This window comes from Bacillus sp. AR2-1 (assembly GCF_008368755.1).
GTDB lineage: Bacteria > Bacillota > Bacilli > Bacillales > Bacillaceae_G > Bacillus_A > Bacillus_A wiedmannii.
Genome location: NZ_QORY01000041.1, coordinates 1,205 through 23,408 on the forward strand (window position 1 = coordinate 1,205; position 22,204 = coordinate 23,408).

General features: G+C 31.9%; 17 protein-coding genes and 3 pseudogenes. 17 read left to right on the plus strand and 3 right to left on the minus strand.

What is annotated here, in order from left to right; translation table 11 throughout:
- Positions 1 to 740: S-layer homology domain-containing protein (locus tag DT250_RS32460; protein ID WP_255450542.1), on the minus strand; the 740-nt coding region annotated here is incomplete at its 3' end.
- Positions 741 to 1,534: 794 nt separating this feature from the next.
- Entirely contained in the window at positions 1,535 to 2,443 is a 909-nt protein-coding gene (locus tag DT250_RS30215; RefSeq protein ID WP_149214277.1) for a hypothetical protein, read from the minus strand.
- A gap of 1,123 nt (positions 2,444 to 3,566) precedes the next feature.
- On the opposite strand from DT250_RS30215, the gene DT250_RS30225 reads away from it, so the two are divergent.
- From DT250_RS30225 to DT250_RS30290, 14 genes and pseudogenes are all read left to right on the plus strand, one after another.
- Positions 3,567 to 4,799: an N-acetylmuramoyl-L-alanine amidase gene (locus DT250_RS30225; protein ID WP_149214278.1), complete on the plus strand. Its 1,233-nt coding sequence runs from the start codon at positions 3,567 to 3,569 to the stop codon at positions 4,797 to 4,799.
- Positions 4,800 to 5,107: 308 nt separating this feature from the next.
- On the plus strand, positions 5,108 to 7,828 hold the full coding sequence (locus DT250_RS30230; RefSeq protein WP_149214279.1) for a sensor domain-containing protein: 2,721 nt from the start codon (positions 5,108 to 5,110) through the stop codon (positions 7,826 to 7,828).
- 271 nt (positions 7,829 to 8,099) lie between these two features.
- Complete coding sequence (tnpB, locus tag DT250_RS30235; RefSeq protein ID WP_149214280.1) at positions 8,100 to 9,221, plus strand: IS200/IS605 family element RNA-guided endonuclease TnpB; 1,122 nt, start codon at positions 8,100 to 8,102, stop codon at positions 9,219 to 9,221.
- Positions 9,222 to 9,524: 303 nt separating this feature from the next.
- Complete coding sequence (locus DT250_RS30240) at positions 9,525 to 9,800, plus strand: TIGR04197 family type VII secretion effector (RefSeq protein ID WP_071757069.1); 276 nt, start codon at positions 9,525 to 9,527, stop codon at positions 9,798 to 9,800.
- Between the two features lie 93 nt (positions 9,801 to 9,893).
- Positions 9,894 to 10,204: pseudogene (locus DT250_RS32470) on the plus strand (DUF3958 family protein).
- Positions 10,201 to 12,051 (plus strand): T7SS effector LXG polymorphic toxin, encoded by a 1,851-nt coding sequence (locus DT250_RS30250; RefSeq protein WP_149214281.1) that lies wholly within the window; start codon positions 10,201 to 10,203, stop codon positions 12,049 to 12,051. The pseudogene DT250_RS32470 and the gene DT250_RS30250 overlap by 4 nt, the downstream one beginning before the upstream one ends.
- A gap of 17 nt (positions 12,052 to 12,068) precedes the next feature.
- The gene (locus DT250_RS30255; RefSeq protein ID WP_098521022.1) at positions 12,069 to 12,518 is read left to right on the plus strand and encodes a hypothetical protein; all 450 of its coding nucleotides are present in this window, start codon (positions 12,069 to 12,071) and stop codon (positions 12,516 to 12,518) included.
- 154 nt (positions 12,519 to 12,672) lie between these two features.
- Entirely contained in the window at positions 12,673 to 12,879 is a 207-nt protein-coding gene (locus tag DT250_RS32475; protein WP_149214287.1) for a hypothetical protein, read from the plus strand.
- A gap of 602 nt (positions 12,880 to 13,481) precedes the next feature.
- Positions 13,482 to 14,168 (plus strand): annotated as a pseudogene (locus DT250_RS30265) (transposase).
- Positions 14,169 to 14,497: 329 nt separating this feature from the next.
- The gene (locus DT250_RS30270; RefSeq protein WP_131934595.1) at positions 14,498 to 15,127 is read left to right on the plus strand and encodes a hypothetical protein; all 630 of its coding nucleotides are present in this window, start codon (positions 14,498 to 14,500) and stop codon (positions 15,125 to 15,127) included.
- Positions 15,127 to 15,762: a hypothetical protein gene (locus DT250_RS30275; protein WP_142293591.1), complete on the plus strand. Its 636-nt coding sequence runs from the start codon at positions 15,127 to 15,129 to the stop codon at positions 15,760 to 15,762. Before DT250_RS30270 ends, DT250_RS30275 begins: the two co-directional genes overlap by 1 nt.
- A 339-nt stretch (positions 15,763 to 16,101) precedes the next feature.
- The gene (locus DT250_RS30280; RefSeq protein ID WP_149214282.1) at positions 16,102 to 16,485 is read left to right on the plus strand and encodes a hypothetical protein; all 384 of its coding nucleotides are present in this window, start codon (positions 16,102 to 16,104) and stop codon (positions 16,483 to 16,485) included.
- A 16-nt stretch (positions 16,486 to 16,501) separates the two neighbouring features.
- Positions 16,502 to 17,140 (plus strand): nuclease-related domain-containing protein, encoded by a 639-nt coding sequence (locus tag DT250_RS30285; RefSeq protein WP_149214283.1) that lies wholly within the window; start codon positions 16,502 to 16,504, stop codon positions 17,138 to 17,140.
- 308 nt (positions 17,141 to 17,448) lie between these two features.
- Positions 17,449 to 18,189 carry an epoxyqueuosine reductase QueH gene (locus tag DT250_RS30290; RefSeq protein WP_370513136.1) on the plus strand — a complete coding sequence of 247 codons (741 nt, stop codon included), beginning with the start codon at positions 17,449 to 17,451 and terminating at the stop codon, positions 18,187 to 18,189.
- A 148-nt stretch (positions 18,190 to 18,337) separates the two neighbouring features.
- On the opposite strand, the gene DT250_RS31940 is transcribed toward DT250_RS30290, so the two are convergent.
- Positions 18,338 to 18,496: a hypothetical protein gene (locus DT250_RS31940; protein ID WP_168216129.1), complete on the minus strand. Its 159-nt coding sequence runs from the start codon at positions 18,494 to 18,496 to the stop codon at positions 18,338 to 18,340.
- Between the two features lie 561 nt (positions 18,497 to 19,057).
- On the opposite strand from DT250_RS31940, the gene DT250_RS30295 reads away from it, so the two are divergent.
- The 3 genes and pseudogenes from DT250_RS30295 to DT250_RS30305 form a co-directional block, all read left to right on the plus strand.
- Positions 19,058 to 20,539, plus strand: a complete 1,482-nt coding sequence (locus tag DT250_RS30295) for a serine hydrolase domain-containing protein (protein WP_179952878.1) — start codon at positions 19,058 to 19,060, stop codon at positions 20,537 to 20,539.
- Positions 20,540 to 21,431: 892 nt separating this feature from the next.
- Positions 21,432 to 21,673: pseudogene (locus tag DT250_RS30300) on the plus strand (DUF3947 family protein).
- Positions 21,674 to 21,813: 140 nt separating this feature from the next.
- Positions 21,814 to 22,204: MCP four helix bundle domain-containing protein (locus DT250_RS30305; RefSeq protein WP_179952879.1), on the plus strand; the 391-nt coding region annotated here is incomplete at its 3' end.

Sequence of the window (22,204 nt, forward strand, 5' to 3'; positions counted from 1 at the left end):
TCTGGTTTCTCTTCTGGTTTTACTTCTGGTTTTACTTCTGGTTTCTCTTCTGGTTTTACTTCTGGTTTCTCTTCTGGTTTTACTTCTGGTTTCTCTTCTGGTTTTACTTCTGGTTTTACTTCTGGTTTCTCTACTTTATTGATCACATTATATAAGAACTGCGAATATTGTTCGCGAGTTACAATTACTTTAGGTTCAAATATACCATTTCCTGTGCCTGCGCTTAATTTGTTTTCTTGCAGTGCACTGATTGCTTTCGTTGCCCAATAATTTTTATCTACATCTTTAAAATTAGTTATTGAATTCGCTTTTAATTTAAATGCATTTGTAAGAACTGCTGCCATTTGTTCACGGGTTAAGCTATCATTTGGTCCAAATTTACCATTTCCATATCCAGTCATAACTCCTGTTTTTACCATTGCTAAAATTTCTTTTTCAAACATATTACCTTTTATATCTGTAAATGGATTTTTAAAACTTGAGTCTACATCCTGTGGTTTTAAATAATTGTATAACATTCTCGCTACCTGACCACGTGTGACTTTATCTCCAAATCCAAAGATATCATTTCCATAGCCATATACAATTTTTCTACTCGCTAAATCATTAATTGCTTTTTCAGACCAATGATTGACTGGAACATCATTAAATATTTTCTTCTCAGCTTGTACACTATTCAAAGTCGTTAATGTTGCTGTAGTAATGACAGCACCTGCTAAAATAATTTGTTTAAAATTCATAATTAAATCTCCTTTATTTTTATGAAATGATTCTATATATCGGTTCATCATAAGAACTCCAATATACAAGCGAGGAGCATACAAAACATACCGTAACTTTAATTTATTTAGATGTTACGTTTAATAAAAAATTATTGTTTATATTAATTTCAAGTTCTCCAACTATCCATACGAAATTATGACTAATAAGACTGTATCCTATACATATAAAGGTATTTCAGATTCTAATAGTTACATATGTTTTTGTTTTTAAATAGATACACACCTTTTTTAGTTGAAAATATTAGTATACAAAGTACTTACAGATGAATCGATGTTGCGTAACTAGTATAGTAACTTATATATACGAGTGTCAATTAAAGAAATCTTACATTATTGTAAGGTAACTATATTAATAATGTAGTGACTAATTATTATATAAGGTGAATAATTAATCACTACATTATATAGAATAGTTGAGAAAAATGTTTCTAATTCCATGAAGCAAAGGAATTCTTTAGATTAAATAATATCAACAAAAGAATTATTTATATCTTTATAAACAAATTTCACAAAATTTAGTGCATGAATAAACTTTCCTGTCAAAAGAATATAACCAGGAAAATCATTATATAAACTTGTATCTCTGAGAAATTATATAAATGTGAAATATATTTAATTTTTGCAAACGGCTAATAAAAATGAAACAAAAAATTATGTTTTAAAGTAACTAATTCAAAAAAGCCTTGTAACATATTACAAGACTTTTTGAATTGGTATATACATTTTAGATGGATAATTTTATTTTATTAAAATTAAGACCAAACCCATTGCTCTTTATTTGTATTCTGTTTAATTTTATCGTTAATTTTTTGAATATGGTCATACGTTGTTTTATCTATTCCATGAAAATTAGATCCATCATGAAAATCTACTTGAACCATATCACCTAGATTAAATTGTTGCCCCTGTGTTAACTCCACATAAACTAGATCATTTCCCCCATTTTTAGAAGGGTATGTGACAGCTACATAATCGGTATAATCTTTGTCTATTTTTGTGATTTTTCCAATTACAAAATTAGGTTGACCATCTTCTTTTTCATACATTCCTGGTTTCAATGTTGTAGCTTTTTTTTCTAAAGACTCAGTACTAGTACTATTTATTGAATTATTAATTTGCGTTTTAACTTTTTCTACTTTTGCATTTACAGCTATTGGTGGTATGGATCTTGCCCAGAAATCACTTTCTACTTTCACTAAGTCATTAACCTTAAATTTATGAGTGTTTTTTAGAGGTACACGAAGATCCGCTAGATTTCCGTTATTATCTATATATGTAACTAATAATTCATTAGAAGAAACTTCACTTACATGCCCAACTGTATATTGCTCATAGTTTCCAGGGGCTAATTCAAAATGCTCAACAGAATTAGCTGTTAAACTTGTAGTAAATGCGTTTTGAAGTAATGGACCATTACTATTCACTTTTACATATTCACCTGGTTTTACATTGGCTTGAAAACCAGTATATATAGTTACACTTTCATTTAATTCTTTACTCTCAATAACAAAATACTTTGACTGTGCTTCTATTACTTTCCCCTCAACTGTAGTGTTGAACTCTTGCACAGCTGCACTTGCTGTTAGTGAATCTAATCCTGGTATATTACTTCCCGTAAATGCTGCAAATCCTAATGCACCAGCTAAGATGACTTTTTTCATATTCTAAAACATCTCCAATCATATCTATTCACCAAATGATTTCCATTATCAATTAGCATGTAATCATTATAGTTACACCCTTTAAAGAACGTCAATAAAAATATCCTTACACTTTTGTAAGGTAATAAAGTTAATAATATAGCAAGTAACTTTTTAACGAAGTAAATTTTTTTATGTTTATAATGGGCCAAAAATGAAAATAATCCACCTATCTGGGTGATTGTACTGTTTATTAGCGAATCGTATCATTTATTATAATTCCTATATTTTTACTAATTTGCTGACTTACATGAAGAAAATAGCCAATATTTAGAGATAGATTAAAACAAACATTTCCGTTTGCATGGCAACTTATTAATCTTTATGGCAATTTAAGTTTAATAAACAACAAAAGTTTATTGACATAGATGCATTTATTCAAGAATTATTGCGATCAAAGTTACTATCTAAAATACAGTAAATAGTATATACGAAGTACTTCGATAGAAATTTTAGGAGAGTACTTCTTATTCGCCTTTTTCAGGAGATATACAAAAATACCCCACATATAAATCAAAATTATTTAATCTATTATCTTTAATAATTAATTGATAACGACCAACATAGATATAATCAAACCTGTTGCACCATTTGGTAAGAGGTCACAATGACTGTTTAAATTTAACCCCCCCGCAGTATGATGACCAAATAATACAAATAATAATAGAAGTCCAACGAAAATAAAACCACAATAAATAACTGGTAAATAACACTAAACATCCTTCTTTATTTCATTCATCCTTATAGTTATTACAATGAGTAATTATTCACCTTATATAATAATTACTTACTATATTATTAACATGATTATCTTACAAAAATGTAATTCTTTTTTAATTGACACTCGTATATATAAGTAACTATACTAGTTACACAAGCTTGGTAAATATATCAAATAGTCCCTTACTACAAGTGTATGTCTGTGAATTCTTTTCGAAATAATAGTTTTAATCAACCTTATATTATTTACCTGTAATATAGTGATAATACCAACCCAATCTATTAAACTAGGTCATATTACTTATGAGTTTAACTATAAATGATAGATTTACCAAGCTGTAATATATTTTAGGAGTGTTACATTTTGAAATACAAATTAATTGCTACAGGAATTCTTGCTGGGAGTCTACTATCCTACTCATCTAGTGCATTTGCAAATACTCACAAATTCCCAGATGTTCCTGCATGGGCTGACAAATCTGTTAATTATTTAGTAGATAAAAAAGTATTAAGTGGGTATCCAGATGGCACTTTTGGTTCAAGTGATACATTAGATAGAGCTTCTGCTGCAACCATTATGACAAAAGTTCTAGGTATACATGTTGATACAAATGCAAAACCTTCTTTTACAGATTCTCAAAATCATTGGGCAACCCCTTATATTGCTGCTGCTGAAAAAGCAGGGATAGTTAACGGTGAAGGAAATGGAATATTCAATCCCTCAGGAAAAGTTACCCGTGCTGCTATGGCAGCAATGTTAGTAAATGCATATAAGCTACAAGATAGAACAAATAGTCATGTGCAAAGTAAATTTGATGATTTAAAAGGGCATTGGGGTGAAAAGTTTGCCAATATTTTAATTGATTTAAAGATTTCCGTTGGTACTGATAATGGTTGGCAACCAAATAGATTCATAACACGTGCAGAGGCCGCACAACTTACTGCCAAAACAGATACCCTTCAATCTGGTCCGAAAAATCCTATAGAAAGTAAAACAATCATTATTGATCCTGGACATGGTGGCGCAGATCCTGGAAAGCCCACAAAAGGATTGTCAGAAAGTAAAATCGTATTAGACACTTCTTTACGTCTACAACAATTACTTGAAAAGCGTACACCATTTACAGTCTTATTAACTCGCGAATCTGATACTAGACCTGGACATGACCAAAAAAGCTCTTTACAGGAACGTGTTAAATTTGCAAAGCAAAATGAGGGTGATATCTTTATAAGCATTCATGCAAATGCTTTTAATGGTAATGCAAAAGGGACAGAAACATACTACTATAATTCTTCTGAATCCGAAAAAACAAATCCTCATGTAGAAGAAAGCCGTGTTTTAGCGGAAAAAATTCAAACACGTTTAGTGGAGGCTCTTCAAACGCGTGATAGAGGCGTTAAACATGGAGATCTTCATGTTATAAGAGAAAACGATATGCCAGCTGTGTTAACGGAATTGGCTTTTATAGATAATGGTATCGATTACAGTAAACTATCTACGGCAAACGGCAGACAGATTGCAGCAGAAGCTATTTATGAAGGGGTTTTAGATTATTACGAATGGAAAGGAAATAATGTATCTGAATATAGATTATGATGAGTAAAAGAAGATTTAGCAATTCTAGTAATAAGTAATTTATAAATTGCTAAAGTATAGTTTTGTTATTTGTAATGATTTTTAGTTTTATAGTGTATACTGGTGCCGACTTATTAAGAATTATAAATAAGTCGGTGTTTTAGTTAGAGTCCTTAATGGATCTATAAAAAGTTATGGACAAAAAAAGATAAATAGTTCGACTAACAATAAGTTGTTTTGAAAGAAATCTTTTGAAATGGTCATAATAGGAATAATAATTAGAAACAAATCTAATAAAAAATGATGAAAGACTTAAGAAGGTGAATATATTGCGTAAACATTCACATGTGCAATTTTATGTATTAATATTGGCTCTATTAGCTTATTTAAGCTTTTGCTTTATATTTTTATTTGTTTTTCCGAATCTTTATTTTGTATCAGATTTTAATATACGACTCTCATCATTAGTTGTTGAAACTATTGTACTTATTTCATTACTCTATTCTATAGTATCCAGAAAAGTTAAGTTAGGAGTATTTTGGGTTTGTATTACTATTGCTATAGGGTGTTTCTTGATCGGAAATTTTATATCCGCTTTTCAAGTACTTAATGTAGAATTACCAATACAAAATTTTAATATTTCTGATGTGTTTTTGTTGTTTTTCTTATTCTTCTTTCTCTTTGCATTCTTTTATAAAATCATGATGGAATGTAATAAATGGGAAAAAGCGTATTTAATTTGTGATTTATGTATTGTTGTTACTGCCATTTTTACCTTAGAGTGGTACCTATTTAATAAACCTTCTGCAAATATCTTATTCTTATCAATTGGAGATGTTTTTCTTTCATTTATTTTCCCAATTATAGATTTATTGCTTCTATTACTAGGAGTTAGCCTTATCTTTCGACCAGCAATTTTTAATGCGAAAAGTAAATTATTTATTTTTATCTTAGTATTAACGGGATTGTCTATTACGGACTATTTATATTTCTATTTACAAGATGATTTATCACATCGTTCACTTATATTATTAAGGTGTTTGTATAGAGTTTTTCTATTATTTATTGCCATTGCTGCTACTATCCCAAGGAGTGCAACTTTTAGAAGAAATTATTTTATTATTAATCCGACATTTGGAAAGAAACTTCTTGTCATATTCCCTTATCTTGCAGTTGCAATTTTAATTGTTTTTACTTTCAAAGAGCAAACTTCTTCCACTACACTGATTACGGGAAATTGTATTGCCTTTGTATTTGTACTGATTCGTCATACAATTGTACGGATGCAAAACAAAGATTTAACCGAAACATTAAAAGTGTTTAATAATCAATTAGAGCAAAAAGTATCTCAAAGAACGGAAGATTTAATAAAAAAATCTAATGATTTGGTGAAAAATCAAGAGAGGTTTAAGTCCTTATATGAGTATCATCCAGATCCTATATTAACAATTGATTCAAATGGTACCGTTTTAAATATAAACCAGTCTGGAAGTATGTTATTAGGGAGAGACAGTGCTGCATTAATAGGAAAAGAGTGCTTCTCAATTTTTTTAGATGAGGATAAATCTGAATTGGAAGCAGCTCTAAAGATGGGGAAACGATGTAGTTCGTCTTCGTTACAGTTACGTGTGAAAAATAATAATGAGAAGGATATACATTTTTGGTACGTCACTATTGTTCCTATTATGATAGAAGGACAAACTTTTGGGAGTTATATAATGGTAAAAGACATAACGAGGATGAAGCAACAACAGGATGAGATAAACTATCTAGCATTTCATGATACGGTGACGGGGATTGGGAATCGAATATTCTTCCAACAAGAATTAGACAGATCCATTGAGCATGTACAAAAAACGCAGGATAGGTTTGGACTCCTGTATTTAGATTTAAACCGCTTTAAGAACATTAATGATACACTGGGTCATGCAATTGGTGACAGGGTTTTAAAAGAAGTTGCCAACCGTTTTAGGACATGTCTGCCACCAACTATTCCTATAGCAAGAATAGGGGGAGATGAGTTTGCAATCATTGTCCATAACAAAACAGAGCAACAGCTATTGGATTTGTGCGAAATACTATTTCGTATAACTGAAGAACCATTTGTAATAAATCAACACAGCTTTTACTTATCCCTTAGTATAGGAATAGCGTTGTATCCATTTGGAGGAACAAATGCCACAACACTTTTACAACACGCTGATATTGCTATGTATAGCGCAAAGGAAAAAGGTAACAATGCTGTTTGTATATACGACGAGACATTATCTCAAAAAATAACAAGACGATTACGATTAGAGCAAGATTTACCGAATGCAGTTGAAAATAATGAGTTGTTTTTATTGTACCAACCACAAGTTGATAGTAAGGCAGGAAAGGTTATTGGTGCAGAGGCATTAATACGTTGGCAACATCCAGAGCTGGGGCTAATTTCACCTTTTGAGTTTATACCTATCGCGGAAGAAACATCACAGATTATTACAATTGGGAAATGGACGCTACAGCAAGCGTGTTTACAACTGAAAGAATGGCATTCTGCAGGTTATACAAATCTAAAAATGGGGATAAATTTATCAGCTATAGAGTTTGAACAGAAAGATTTTGTTCAAGCCATTATATCTACCATTGAAGAAATTGGAGTACCAGCTAATTTGATCGATTTGGAATTAACGGAGCGAATTGCCATGGTAGATGAAAAAGAAACTTTATCGAAGTTAAAAGCATTAAAATCATATGGTGTACATTTATCAATTGATGATTTTGGTACTGGATATTCTTCGTTAGCCTACCTACCTTTGTATCCAATTGATACTTTGAAAATTCCAAGAGAATTTGTGAATAGGATTGGAAATTCAAATGATGGAGATGAAATTATACAAACTATTATTTCACTAGCCCATACTTTAAATATGAAAGTAATAGCAGAAGGGGTAGAAACGAAGGAGCAATTAATAGTATTACAACGTCATTCATGCTATTTAATTCAGGGCTATTTTTACAGTAAACCTTTAAATGAAGAAGATTTTTTCAAGTTTTTAATCACGATGTAGAATGAATAAGTGAGAACAACATAGATGTGAAGGAAAGTGAAAAGAAGGTCTATCAATAAGATTTAAAATAATAAGAAAAACATTTTATCATTTTAGCCAAGAAGACTCCTTCCTCAAGGAACGCGAAGTGAGTAGGTGGGAGATGAATTGACTTCGAACAAGGGATGGCAGGAAGCCATCCCTTGTTCGACATACAGAAGGTGTTACTTTACTATTTATCGAATGTATGTTTGGTGTATAATAGTTATATACCGAAATGGAGGTGAATGAAATGATTGTCAATAAAGCCTATAAGTTTCGTATCTATCCAAATCAAGCACAAGCAATTCTAATAAACAAAACGATTGGTTGTTCCCGCTTTGTATTCAATCATTTTCTATCCTTTTGGGATCACACATACAAAGAGACAGGAAAAGGCTTGACCTATGGTACATGCTCTGCCAAACTTCCTGCCATGAAGAAAGAGTTTGTTTGGCTCAAAGAAGTGGATAGTATTGCGATTCAGTCGTCTGTTCGCAACCTTGCGGATGTGTATACACGATTTTTCAAAAAACAAAACAGCGCACCGCGCTTTAAATCTAAGAAAAACAACGTACAATCTTACACCACAAAACAAACAAATGAAAACATTTCTGTTGTAGGAAACAAGATAAAGTTGCCGAAACTAGGTCTTGTTCGATTTGCCAAAAGTCGCGAAGTAAAGGGACGTATTGTAAATGCTACAGTTAGACGGAACCCCTCTGGTAGATATTTTGTGTCACTGTTAGTTGAAACAGAAGTACAAGAACTTCCGAAAACAGATTCTTACATTGGGATAGATGTAGGACTAAAAGATTTCGCCATTTTGTCAGATGGAATCTCCTATGAAAATCCGAAGTTTTTCCGATCATTAGAAGATAAGTTGGCGAAAGCACAGCGTGTTCTTTGTAGAAGAATGAAAGGATCTTCTCGGTGGAATAAACAACGAGTAAAAGTAGCTAGAATTCATGAATACATATCAAATGCTAGAAAAGATTACTTAGACAAAATCTCAACTGAAATCATCAAAAGCCACGATGTTATCGGTATAGAGGATTTGCAAGTATCAAATATGTTAACAAATCGTAAGTTATCAAAAGCAATTAGTGAAGTATCTTGGTCACAGTTTCGAACCATGTTGGAATATAAAGCAAAATGGTATGGCAAACAAGTCATTGCCGTATCGAAAACATATGCTTCCAGCCAATTATGTTCTTGTTGTGGATATCAAAACAAAGACGTTAAAAATCTAAACCTACGTAAATGGGACTGTCCTTCTTGTCGTACACACCATGATAGGGATATTAACGCAAGTATCAATATAAAGAATGAAGCAATAAGGCTTCTAACCGCAAGGACTGCGGGGTTAGCCTAATCAATTAGAGTTCGATAGAACTCTTTACTTAGGAATCCCCCACTTCTAAACGAAGTGAAAGTGGGGGTAGTTCAATGTTTAATGAGACTGAATTATTTCCTCATCTTTCTGTATTCAAATCTGTTATTTACGATCATGTACCCTTAAATGGGTTATATATTTCGACAGTTTTTACTAGTCTGCCTTCCACGCCTGATTCACCTATAGCTTATACATTTCTTTACTAAAAATATTTGATACATTGAAATATTCTTACATGGTATAATTTTCTATATGATTTTATAAATAAAGTGGGTGTAAATAATGGAGAACTTTCAAAGTAATTTTCAAACAGCTAAACAAATCGCTACATCGATGAAAAATGCTTCGGATACAATCCAAAGTGCGACGAATCTTTCTATAACAAAGGCGAGTCGTACTACACTATCTGTTAATGCTCAAACACAAAAAACGAATCAACAAATGCTGGATTTGACTAGACAATTTTGTGGGACCTTTCAACAAGCAGTTGATAATATTCATTCAGCAGCTAAGGAGTTTGAAAGAATGGATAACGAATTACAAAAGACATTTCACTAATGTGATAATCTACAGTAGTGAGAGAAGGAGAGGAAGAAAAAGATGGATAAAAAGATTGAAAAGCAAATAAATTAATTAAATTAAGGATTTCGGATAATATTTAAAAAACAGAGTCGAAATCAAGCTGCGATTCAAATCCAGAGACGAGCGGTAATAGGATTTCACGAATTGAGAAATCGAAATAATCGTTTATTTAATAGGATTTTAAAAAACATGGCATGGTGATAGAGAAATTTCTAATTTTTATAAATAAGCTTCAAGAATCGGAACATATCGAGCGGAAATCATTACTTGAATTGGAAAATCACAAAGAAATATTGCTTAAAGAAAGATGCGATCTTATTGATTTAGAAACCAACCTTATTTATAGGCAACAGCAATTAAAAAGGGAGGACAAAGCATGAGTTTAAATATGTATTTAGGGGAAGTACAAAATCAGACTCAAAGCATGAATGCTGTATGTACCGCTACTATTCAAGGCATGGAACAAGTCATTCAGTCGATTGATGCTTTTGCAACTGATACGGTTCTGCAAGGACGAACATATAGTAGTGCAAAAATATTTTTTGTCCAAACCTTTCGTCCTTTAGCACAGGGTATTATTTATTTATGTGAAGAATTAATTCGTCAAAATGATGCTTTTCCAAGAGATTTTCAATCACAAGTTGCTTCCACGGATGTAATCGAACAAGAAGTAAGAGAGCAAATTCAAGAAATCAATCAAATGATTGCAAGTATAGAAGTGATAGATGAAGCTACACCAATGCAGGGTATAGACGCAATTGTAGCTGTTTTAGTTGAGATGAGAAAAAAACTTGAAGAAAAATTAGAGCATTTATATGAATTCAATTATACATCCAGTAATAACTACAGCACGGCCCTTCAATTAGCAGCTAGTATTACTACTGGTCTTGCCGAAGTTCAAAGTGGGAAAGGATTTAGTCCTGTTAGTGGTACGTTTAGTACACAAGGCTTGAATATGGAATGGACGACTTCTATCCAAGCGATTACAGAAGAAAAAAAACATCATTCTGAAGAAATCAGTATTATAGAAGAATCGTTGTTCGATAAATTTAAAGATATTGTTGAAAATAACGTAGAAGCGATGGATCATTTGTACAAAAAATTTATTCGCCAGATAGAAAACACTCCTATTATCGGGCAATATCATAACTACAAAAAAGGGCAAAATGAAGCGGTGTTAGATGAACTTAAAGGAATAGTAAACACAATTTTACATCCAATAGATAGTGTTGAGGGTGCTGTGTATGCCCTTTCTCACATCGATGAAACATTTGCTGCTGTAGAACAAGCTATTTCTGATTCGTGGAATCAAGATGTTGTAAATGGAGATTGGAATAGCAGAGCTAAATGGTATGGAAATGTAGAGATGCAAGTTAAATTAGCAATTGCTGAATTATTTGTAGGAACAAAAGGTGTAGATAAAGTTTCAACGTTAGGCAAAACCTCAAAACTTAGTGAAAGTGTAAATTTTATACAAGGCACTAAGAACGTAATAACTTTAGATAAGTTTAAGCAAAGTGTTGACATGTTGAATAATATTTTAATGCCAAAAAATCAATTTGCCTATACAGGTGCAAATAATATACGCTCTAAATTTGATACACCTGATTTTCATCGAGTTGAAGAAAAGCTATCAACCCATCAGTTTGCTAAAGGCGAGGGCAGTTCTAGTGGAAATAAGGGTATGGGTAAAACTGGTGTTGGTAAAACGGGTGAGGGAATACCTTTAGAAAAAGTAAAGCCCGATGTACTTAAACAGATACATGCTAATGATAATGGAGCATATGGATATTTACCAAAAGAGGGTACTGCATATAATAAACTAGAATATGACTTTACAAATGTTGAATGGACAAAAGAAATGCAAAATGTAAGAAAAGATTATCTTGAAGCATCTAAACAATTAGAAAGTGATATCGAAAAAATGATATCTGAAGGATTTTCTAAAGAAAAAATAGCTGAACATGTTGTAGAAGCACGTAATCAGCAAAAAAATGCAGCGAGGGAAAATATGACTGCTGAGGAGAGAGCCGGTTTAGAGGAAAGAAATATAAAAAAATATGGTAATCCAATAGGACCGACAGCTGAGAGTATGTTTAATAAGATAAAAGATTCGTACATTGATAAAGGAATTTATGAATCAGATGAACAAGTATGGAAAATTATAATTCAAAAATCAATGCAAAAAGATGATGTAATAAACACACTATTAGGATTAGAGCATTAGGAGGGACAGGATAACTTATGATAATAATGAATAATTACTCTAAGACAGGAACGTATATTATATTAGAACCTAGCGGATATTCAGTAGTTGAAAAAAATAAAGTAAAGTTGGTTAGACAAGGTGTCGGAGGATTTAGTGAAGATGGACAGGTAGTTGGTATTTATGTTAAAGATAACAAACTATTTTTTTTCTATAATGGAAAATCATTTGAAACATCTATAGAAAATCTAATTTGTACAAATAGTTATGTTTCAAAATTGAAAAGATGTTTTAGTGTAACAATAGGAGGACAAAATATCTGTAATATAGTTTATGAGCCTTTTATTGATCCAGGAATGATTTATTATGATGCAGACCCTGAAGAGTTTGATGTATTGCTATACTTAAGTGAATTATTGAAGAATGAGGATTCTATTAAGAGATTTATGAATGGGATGGAAATGATTAAAAAGCAGAATAAAGGTTAGTATTTTAGGGAAAGAAATAAGTGTTTGAAATTACGTACTTCATGATGATTGGCCATCATAGGGTACTGTGTCCAATAATAGAATAGAAAACGAAGTACGAGCTTAGGTGAGATGACATTTTACTTGGTGGCGAATATAAACACATGGATTGTATATTAAACTAACGAACTCGTACAAACTCGTAAGTTTTAACGTAGTAGTTGTTATGACATATAAAAGGTGTCATACTGTTACTATAAAACTTACAAATTTATGCTACTTAAAAACATATGAACTTAAAGCACTTGATTGTCAATTAAAGGCAATAAGTGCTTTTTTACGTTTTAGGAGGGAGATGAGTAGACACATTATACTTTTATAAGTACGCTAAAAGTATTGATTTTTATTATCAGTAATAATAATTTTCTTCTTAGATTTTAAGAGGATAGAATAATTTCTTTTGAAAAATCTTGAAATGTAAATCTGAAATGTATAATATATAGGTATATTGTTAGTTTATTTGATTCCGTTTATTCCCACACCTTATTGTGTTGTGGTTGAGTTGTAGAAGCAAGTTGCGTCTTGTTTCATTTGTGAAAGGGCTTCTTTGAGCCGATTAGTGTATATATAGCTTATTTTGCTATGCACATTATTAATCGACTTGAAGAAGCCTTTTTTGTACTGTTTTCAAGTTCGCAGGCTGGGTTATGAATCTTAACAAATTACAAGAAAGAGGAGATATGAAAATGAAAAAAGATAACATTTGGACAGTATTAGATGATTCAAAAGAGCAGGAAAAAAGAAAGTAATCCAAAGAGCCAGGTGATATATTTACTGTTATGGATAAGCTATCGGAAATTACAGATGATGAACTACCATTTTAATTATGTCGAGGTAGTGTATAGAGGGAAAAAGGAAGAACTAAGTGATGTATATACTTGGATCTTCTTTTTTTATTGTAAAAAAGAAATTGGAGGGAATATCATGTTTACAAAAATTTTTATCGGTCTATTTTGTTATGTGTTTTTGGTAGTTTGTAATTCAAAGGAAAAATTTCTAATAGAAGAAGCAAAGAAAAAAGAAAGGGAAAATAAAACGATGGAATGCCCCGTTTATTGGTGCCCAAGAGAAAATAGACCTATCGGAAGGGAACAAGAGCGTGTTACTGCTCCAACGAAAGAAATCCACTTAGAAAAGGATGTAGAAAGTATATATAATCTAGTTACTACATCAGTTCGTGAGAATCTCGTTAAATAAGAGGGTAACAAGTTAAAACATGAAGCTATAGAAGAAGTGGATTATGATGAAGTGGTTTATGATATTCCATTTTCAAGTGATGAGGATATACCAGAGGGACTATTAGGATATAGGAATTTTATCCAGAACTAGAACATGTTTCGCTTCTATTAGAAACAGAACACATAGAACACATAGAACACATTTTTCCAGTTCAAAGAGGAGTATCCAATGTAGAAGATATGGTTTTTGTAAAGTGGGCTGCAAAAGTGATAGGACGAGAACAATGACTGACACGTGTCATGAATATGTCTGATAACAAGCGTTATTGGATTCATACAGTGGGAGAAATATTACCAGAAAGTTAACTGCTATATAGCATTATAAATTGATTCATCTTATTTCTATACATTAGTTGCATCCAATGATAGATAACTAGGAAATATATGAATGTATTTCTTAGTTATCTTTTCTTAGATAGCATGAAATACAGCATTTTCTCACTCATTTGTACAAGGATAAAATTTATTTATTTTTGTACAAATGAGTGGGATAGAACGATTCACCATATGAGAATATTCGACTATAATGAAACATTGTACGTCATTGTAATATTAAAATGTTATAAGATTCAAGTGATTAACAGTCTTAGAACAGGAGAATTGAGAACTCTTCGTAATATTCCAATGCTTTAAATAGATAGTATCAAAACATGAGTATTGTATGAAAAATTATTTTATCAAAGTAAATAGGAGTGATAATATATGGCAATCGATCATATAAGCAACAACGTAGTAGAAAAATTAGAACAAGCGGTGCGCTATGAAAAGAAACAAGTTCAGTTATTACGTGTAAGTAAAAGTAGTTCTAATATACACGCTTACATGATTTTTCCGGAATTCTCAGAGGTTAAAATTTCAAATACCGAACTGGATGAATATATAGAAAATCTATCAATAAGCCTGAAATATGTCATTGATCGCAAGTTGAGTCAACAAGAAATAGAAAAACAAAATCATTCGTTCATTATGACATGTGCAGTTGAGGAGGATGGATTGATAGATGATGAAACTATTCATTTTAATACGACTTATGTCAAACCACCAACAATTGCAAATAAAGTATTTAAGTTAGTGTGTGGATTAGGAAATCGTTTAGATAGCTTAAAAGAGTTACATATTACAGTATTAAATAATAATATTAATCGAATTGAAATTGGATTTTACAATGAAAATGAAACATATATGGCAGTAGAGAAGGAAGAAATCGCGAATGCAATTATGGGGGCATATACAAAAGCAAATATCTATTATGCGGCAGATCTCTATTATGTTGCAGAAGGAAATCAAATCAAATTAAAGAGCGTTAAACCAAAATTAGCGGGGGATGTGTGATGAAACAAGAAAAAAGGATGATAGGAGTCTTATGTACGCTTGTTTTAATGGCTTTACTTTTTATCCCCTTACAAGCAGCTCAGGCCTCTGTAAAAGTAGATTTTAATGAATTAAAGGGGAATGATGTTTCGTCATCCTTTAAAGAGGGATTAAACAATCGAACGAAAATAAAAGAGAAAGATGATTCATTTGGCTCATCAATCATACAAAAGATTGAAGGTTTGTATGCACCGGCTTTTAAGGTAGGAGTAAATATCTTTTCTATTTCATTCGTATTAGGCATTATTGTCATGGTTATGGCGTTAATTACAAAGAATGGCCAGTGGATGAAGTGGGCAACTGGAAGTATGATTTTCTCATTTATTAGTATGATTTCCCTGAGACTAAGTGTGTACTTCTTGTTCAGTTCGGATGTATTTTCGTTTATGAACATCTTTACGGATTTTTTAAACCTGTTTAAAGCAACAGCACTTATTTTCACACCGTTTATGTTAATCGCAGGTATTCGTTTAAGAAAAATTCATGAGAGTACGAAACAGCCAGAGTATTACCGTTGGTCCAACCGTGTTATAACGGGTTCTTGTTTGCTGTGTATGTTAGCCGTACTCGCTCCATGGTTATTTGCTAATATGTGAAAAACTATATATAAAGATGGGAAAGGTACTGAATTTACATTCAGTACCTTTTATCTATTTGTTTTCTTCTTTCATATTCTTCAAGTATTTCCGGCGATATAGGAGATACTATGCCACTTAGAAATACAGTTGTATTTTTGCAGGTGAAAAGGTTTGAAAAAGCTGAATCTGTTTCTTGTTCTGTTACCGTATTATCTACTATAAGCTTTAACCTATCTATTACAATCCTCTTTAGGCTAGTTCGTAAATTAATAGAGGAGTATCATATCATTCCTATGATTGAATGTAAATATTTCCTAATTGAAAATAACCTGATCTATTTTGAAAGGACTGTTTGTTTTGAAAAGAAATCGAGAGTATATTTTTTTACGAAATTCCATTTTAATCGGTTGGCTGCTCACAATTATTGTTATGGGCCTATCTATCTATTTTTCTTCCATTATATATTTATTAATCGGTTGTTTCATTCTGTCCCTAAAATACGGATTAATGGGCACAATAAAGAATGTAGAAAAACGTTTACCCACCTGGGCTAACTTTGGTGTCATTGAAAAGCCAGTAAATAGAAGGGTAACTAGACCTTTTCAGTTTCGGGGTGGAATCCTTGTTTCTTTAGCATTGGGATTTGTAGAGATGGTGATAAAAGGCTTATGTATCTCATATTTTATTTTAGGATTAGAAACGTATATATATCATTTGATGCGCAGTAACGTAAGAATGTGAAAAGGAGGATTTTATTATGAAAGTATTGATATTCGAACTGATTCTCATTGTAATTCTGATTCCTTTGAACATCGTTTTAAAAAAACATGTACCGAAATGGAAAAGGAAAGCTGGGGAAAAATTTGTGAAACGTATATTGGGCAAATTAGATCCCAAAAGTTATTATGTGTTACATGATGTGACGGTTCATACGGAGTATGGTGATACAACGCAAATTGACCATATTGTTATCGCGGAAACAGGTGTATTTGTTATAGAGACAAAGAACTACGAGGGCTGGATTTATGGAAGTGAGAAATCAGCCAGGTGGACACAGGGTATTTTTAGAAAGAAATCCTCTTTTCAAAACCCATTTCGACAAAACTATAAACATATAAAGGCAATTGAATGGGTGATGGAAAAACAGCTGCCGTGTATCTCTATTGCCGTATTTCATCCAAAATGCAGTTTAAAAAGGGTAAATGTTCATTCTAAAGATAAACATGTCCTATATTATAACGATCTAAAAAAATGTATTGAATCATATATTGAACCGCAACTAATAATCGATGAAGTCCAACATATCTATCAAACTATATTACAAGCAAACATTATGGGTAAGGATATTGAGAAGAAACATGTGAAGTATTTACAGAATAGGTTCGCTAAACAATAAGAAACGGAGAAAAGAACAATGTTATATATGATAGGATTTTTGGTAATCATCGTAGTAGTTATTCGTCTTAACGTGAAGTATTACCAGCTAAAAGGTAGCCCAAAAGATTTTGTGATGAAAAAGAATGATTAAAGATATATTGTAGAAATAAAGGTAATAGACTACGTACATTATTAGGACCGTCATCAAAAGTTCAAAAGAACAGTTTTAAGGGTTGTAAATAGATGTATATAACTATATTTGTATTCATGGATTTAAATGATAAAATAGATAAATAAAAATAAATAGGAGGTTTAGTTGTGAAAGAAGTGTTAGATGTTGAAACGTATTTAAAAAAAATGAAGAACCAGAAAATAAATTATGACAAAGTATTAAGAAAAATGATTAAAGATTGGGAAGCAAAGAACGAAAGACCAAAAGTGTTACTTCATTCATGTTGCGCTCCTTGTAGTACTTCTTCATTGGAATTTCTTGCAGAACATGCAGATGTCACAATCTTCTTCTCAAATTCAAATATCCACCCGAAAAGTGAATACATGCGACGCTCTAATGAACAAAAGATTTTTGTAGACAAGTTTAATGATCGAACAGGGCACACAGTAGGATTTATTGAGGATAAATATCGTTCAAATGTATTTTTTAAAATGGTAAAAGAAGAAGGTTTGGCAGAAGAGCCAGAAGGTGGGCTTCGTTGTTCAGCTTGTTTTGATATGAGATTGGATCGTTCAGCTGAGGTAGCACAGGATAGGGGATTTGATTACTTCGGCAGTGCAATTACTCTTTCTAAAAATAAAAATAGTCAATTAATAAATGAACTTGGAATTGGTGTGCAACAAAATTATGATTCACGTTATTTACCAAGTGATTTTAAAAAAAGTAATGGATATCAACGCTCAATTGAAATGTGTAATGAATATGATGTTTTCCGTCAATGTTATTGTGGATGTTCATTTGCAGCGGAAAAACAAGGTATAGATTTACGAGCGGTGAACAAAGATGCAATAAATTATCTGAAAGAAAATAATCTTAGTTTGAAAAAAGAGATTTAATCGTGAAAAATTTGATGTGAAATTAACCTATGATCTACAAGAGAAATGCATTATGTTTTTAAATGATAAATGTAAAAAGCTAAAATAGTTCTGTAATAACTCCTTACTGGTTAAATTTCTAGAAGTTTAACCAGTAAGGAGTGTTTTCTTAATCTCGCATTGCCCCTGCTTCTCGGGAAGTCATTGCTCCTTGTCCCGCTCTTACATCATTCTGAATTTCTTGTTTCACTTTTTGCGCATCAGTTTCGGCAAAATTTGGATTCATAACAGAACCAGATTTTTCTATGACCTTTTTATGATGTTGCATACAAACCCTCCTCAATTTCACGTTTAATAACCTTATTATGTACAAGAGTACACTTGGTATACTTTGAGTAGTTAAACGAATATCATGTAAAGTAAGAAGGTGATCAAATATAATATTTAAATAAGAAGAAATAATATTTTCAAATCTAAAATTTCATATATTAAATAAATAAGAAATATAATAAAAGCAATAAAATACCTATAAATCTAACTTGAAAAAGTGTACAGAGATAATAAAGTTGTTTAATTTACAATAAAGTCGTTTAAAACATAATAAAGTTGTTTAAAAAGCGCCAGTCATGTTATTCAACAATCGGGCCATTTAATGGAATAAGAATCGCAAATCTAATTGGATATTTATGTTAATATTAGTGTAGGATTTCTGAAGGATTGTCTTAATCTAAAATTGTAGTTAATTTTTTTGGTTGAACATAGAAGTAGTTTATATGAGTGTAGGTATTCAGATAACAGGGGAGACAAGGAGACTGAAATGATAAACTTTGTTAAGCAAGAAAAACTTAAATTTTCTACATGCGGGAATGAAATCAGAGAAAAACCGGTTATGAGGAAAAGACAATCTGCAATAGGCAAAATGTTCGTAATCGCCATACTAATGCTAATGATAAGTGTTAACGGAGTTGTATTTGCAAACGATAACGAATCTACAAATGGTAGTCTTGATATTTCTAAGGTTGATCAGTTTATGACAAATGAGATAGAGAGACTGAACATTCCTGGTGCATCATTGGCTATCGTAAAGGGAGATAAAGTGGAATATATACAAGGATATGGTATTTCAAATCCAGATGGGACAAAAATGACATCGCAAACGCCAATTGTTCTTGGTTCGACTACTAAATCGTTCACGGCTCTTGCCATTATGCAGTTAGTGGAACAAGGAAAAATCTCCCTAGAAGAACCGGTGCAATCCTACATACCTTGGTTTCAAATTGCAGATGAAGGAGCATCTGAAAAAATCACCATTCAACATTTACTGAATCATACAAGCGGTCTTTCTACAAATGATGGTCAAGTATCTATAGCACAAGGGAATAAAACATTAAAAGAACATATTAAAAGCTTGGCAAATACAGAATTGACATATTCTGTGGGCGAACGATATCAATACTCGAATTTAAATTATAACATTTTAGGTTTAGTCATCGAGGAGGTTACGAATAAATCGTATAAAGAGTATATCAATGAATTCATATTCAAGCCGCTTGAAATGAACAATAGTTATGTTAATCCAAAAGATGATACAAACAATGCAATTGCGACTGGATACCAAACTGTATTTGGATTAAAGGTGCCGACAAAGCAATTAATCCATGAAGGAACTGTTTCTTCAGGTTACCTTATTTCCAGTGCGGAGGATATGGCAAATTATATGATCGTACTATTGAATCAGGGAGAATTTAAAGGAAAAAGTATTTTATCAGCGAATGCATTGACCACAATGCATCATCCATCAGCACTCATGGGGAATAATACCTACTATGCAATGGGATGGGAAGTGAATAATGAAGGAATCTCCCATAATGGATGGACAGAAAATACATACTCAAAAGTTGTGTTAGATGGGGAGTATGGCATCAGCTTGCAGATCAATTCAATGGATTATCTTAATCTTAATGAATATGATGCCATCATAAGCGGGATAAACAAGCTGGTACATAATGAAGAACCTTCTATATCTGATAGCAATCCATTTATGAAATATGTAATTATTGATTTGATTTTACTGGCAATAGTTGCTTTAATTGTTTGTTCAGTTTACAGAATTTTCAAACCTAAAAATCGTAAAGTAACAACATTCCGTAGGATTCTAAATGGGTTGTCTATATTAATATTTAACTGGCTGCTACCATTGAGTATTTTAATTGGATTTCCTAAATTATTTGGTCCTTTTTCTACGGTAACATTATTTGCTCCAGGAATAGGGCATCTCTTATTTTTAATACCTTTGCTTTTTATAATTGTGGGAGTCGTTAAATTAGGTAAAGTAACACTAACATTAAAGAAAAATACTTTCGATGCATAAGCTGAAAAATCGTGATTAATTTTATGAATTCTCTCTCTAGTAATTGAAAAAGTATGTTATTTTAATTTCATTTAATCCTCCTATCCCCATTAATATTTTTCAATAGGAGATCAAGTACGGTAGATACTATCATAAGGGGTGCCATCATTTCTTATTGAACTAAAAGGGCTTTAGTTCAATAAGAAATAAGTGATTGTGTTTTTAGGTCTCGTTCATAATTTAATTTATTCCATTAAAGGGTGCTATTGTTGAATGAGCCTTAGATTTTTAAACGATTTTATTGTTATATTTTGAGTACAGTGAAGTATCTTATATCGAAAATTAAACAACTAAATTTTAACCCCGTCCTAAATTTAGAACGGGGTTATGCTTGTTTTCGATTTAAGTAGGAAAAAAGTTAAGGGGAGTTTCTAACACTTAATGAAATTAAGAATCATAACATATTGTTTGACACTCCCACCCCTAAAGGGGCAAGCTGACTAACGTCAGTGGGATTCTTGCTACCAAAGGCAAAGTCCATTTCTGGTATCGCTGACGTGCAAGATTGCGGTGTGTCATCACCACTCCCACAACAGACCATATAGGTTCGTGGGCTACGTTACTGTGACCATACCGTACAGGTTGTTGGTTCTCAAATGTTTTAACGTCTTGTTCTTGACGACTTAACACATTTTACGGAGTAGAAGAATTGGCTACTCCAACCTCACATGTATTCTGCTTTCAGAGAACAGTTGTTTTAGAGTCTTTTGCATGACTATAAATGAAGTATATCATGTTTTGCTATGCAAAAACGATACTTTCATCCCATGCCTAAAGGCGGACTAAAGTCCTACATGGGCTTTCCCATATCGCAAAAGCTGTAATAACTTATATGGAAGTGAGCTGAATAATAATGTTTAATTCATATTTTGATTCTCAAGCTAGAACACGGCCGTATGGTACTGTAGGTATCACGTTTAGTGGGATGCAAAGTACAATTCAAGCTGCACAACAAGCATTGCAGTCGCAACAACAAATGCAACAAGATATACAACCGTACTATTCATCTATGGAGTATTATTATCCAATGTATCAAACTATGCCATATGAAATGCTTTTTCAATGATTCCATATGGGACTGTATACAATTTATGAGTAATTTGAGGTTTGTTGTGATTTAGAGTTTCTTGCAGTAAAACTACTATGGTGATAATTACCATTGATTTTTATCTTGATTTTGTGAATAATGAATGATGAATTGAAAAAACCATATATAAAGGAATAAGGGTGTACGCATGTATTTTTTAAAAAATTTAAAAGTGAAATATAAATTACTATCGCTTATTTCATTAGCAGTATTGAGCATGGTAATTATGAGCTGTGTAGCAATTTATTCTATTAATAAGATTAAGCATGATACAGAGATTGTAGTAGATGATTATCAATATTCTGTAGTTTTATTAGAAAGAATGCTCCGTACACAAAATTCATTAGAGTATAACTTACTAGAATTAATTACGGCGTCACCAAATGAGGGGACAAATAAAGAGGGGATTATTGGTAATATTGAAAAGGATCTTGAAAAATATGATTCTTTATTAAAAGAATATGATGATGGCTTCAATTTAAGTAAGCAAGAGGATGAACTGTTTCAGAAGATGAAGAAATCTTTGCCAAGTTATATGG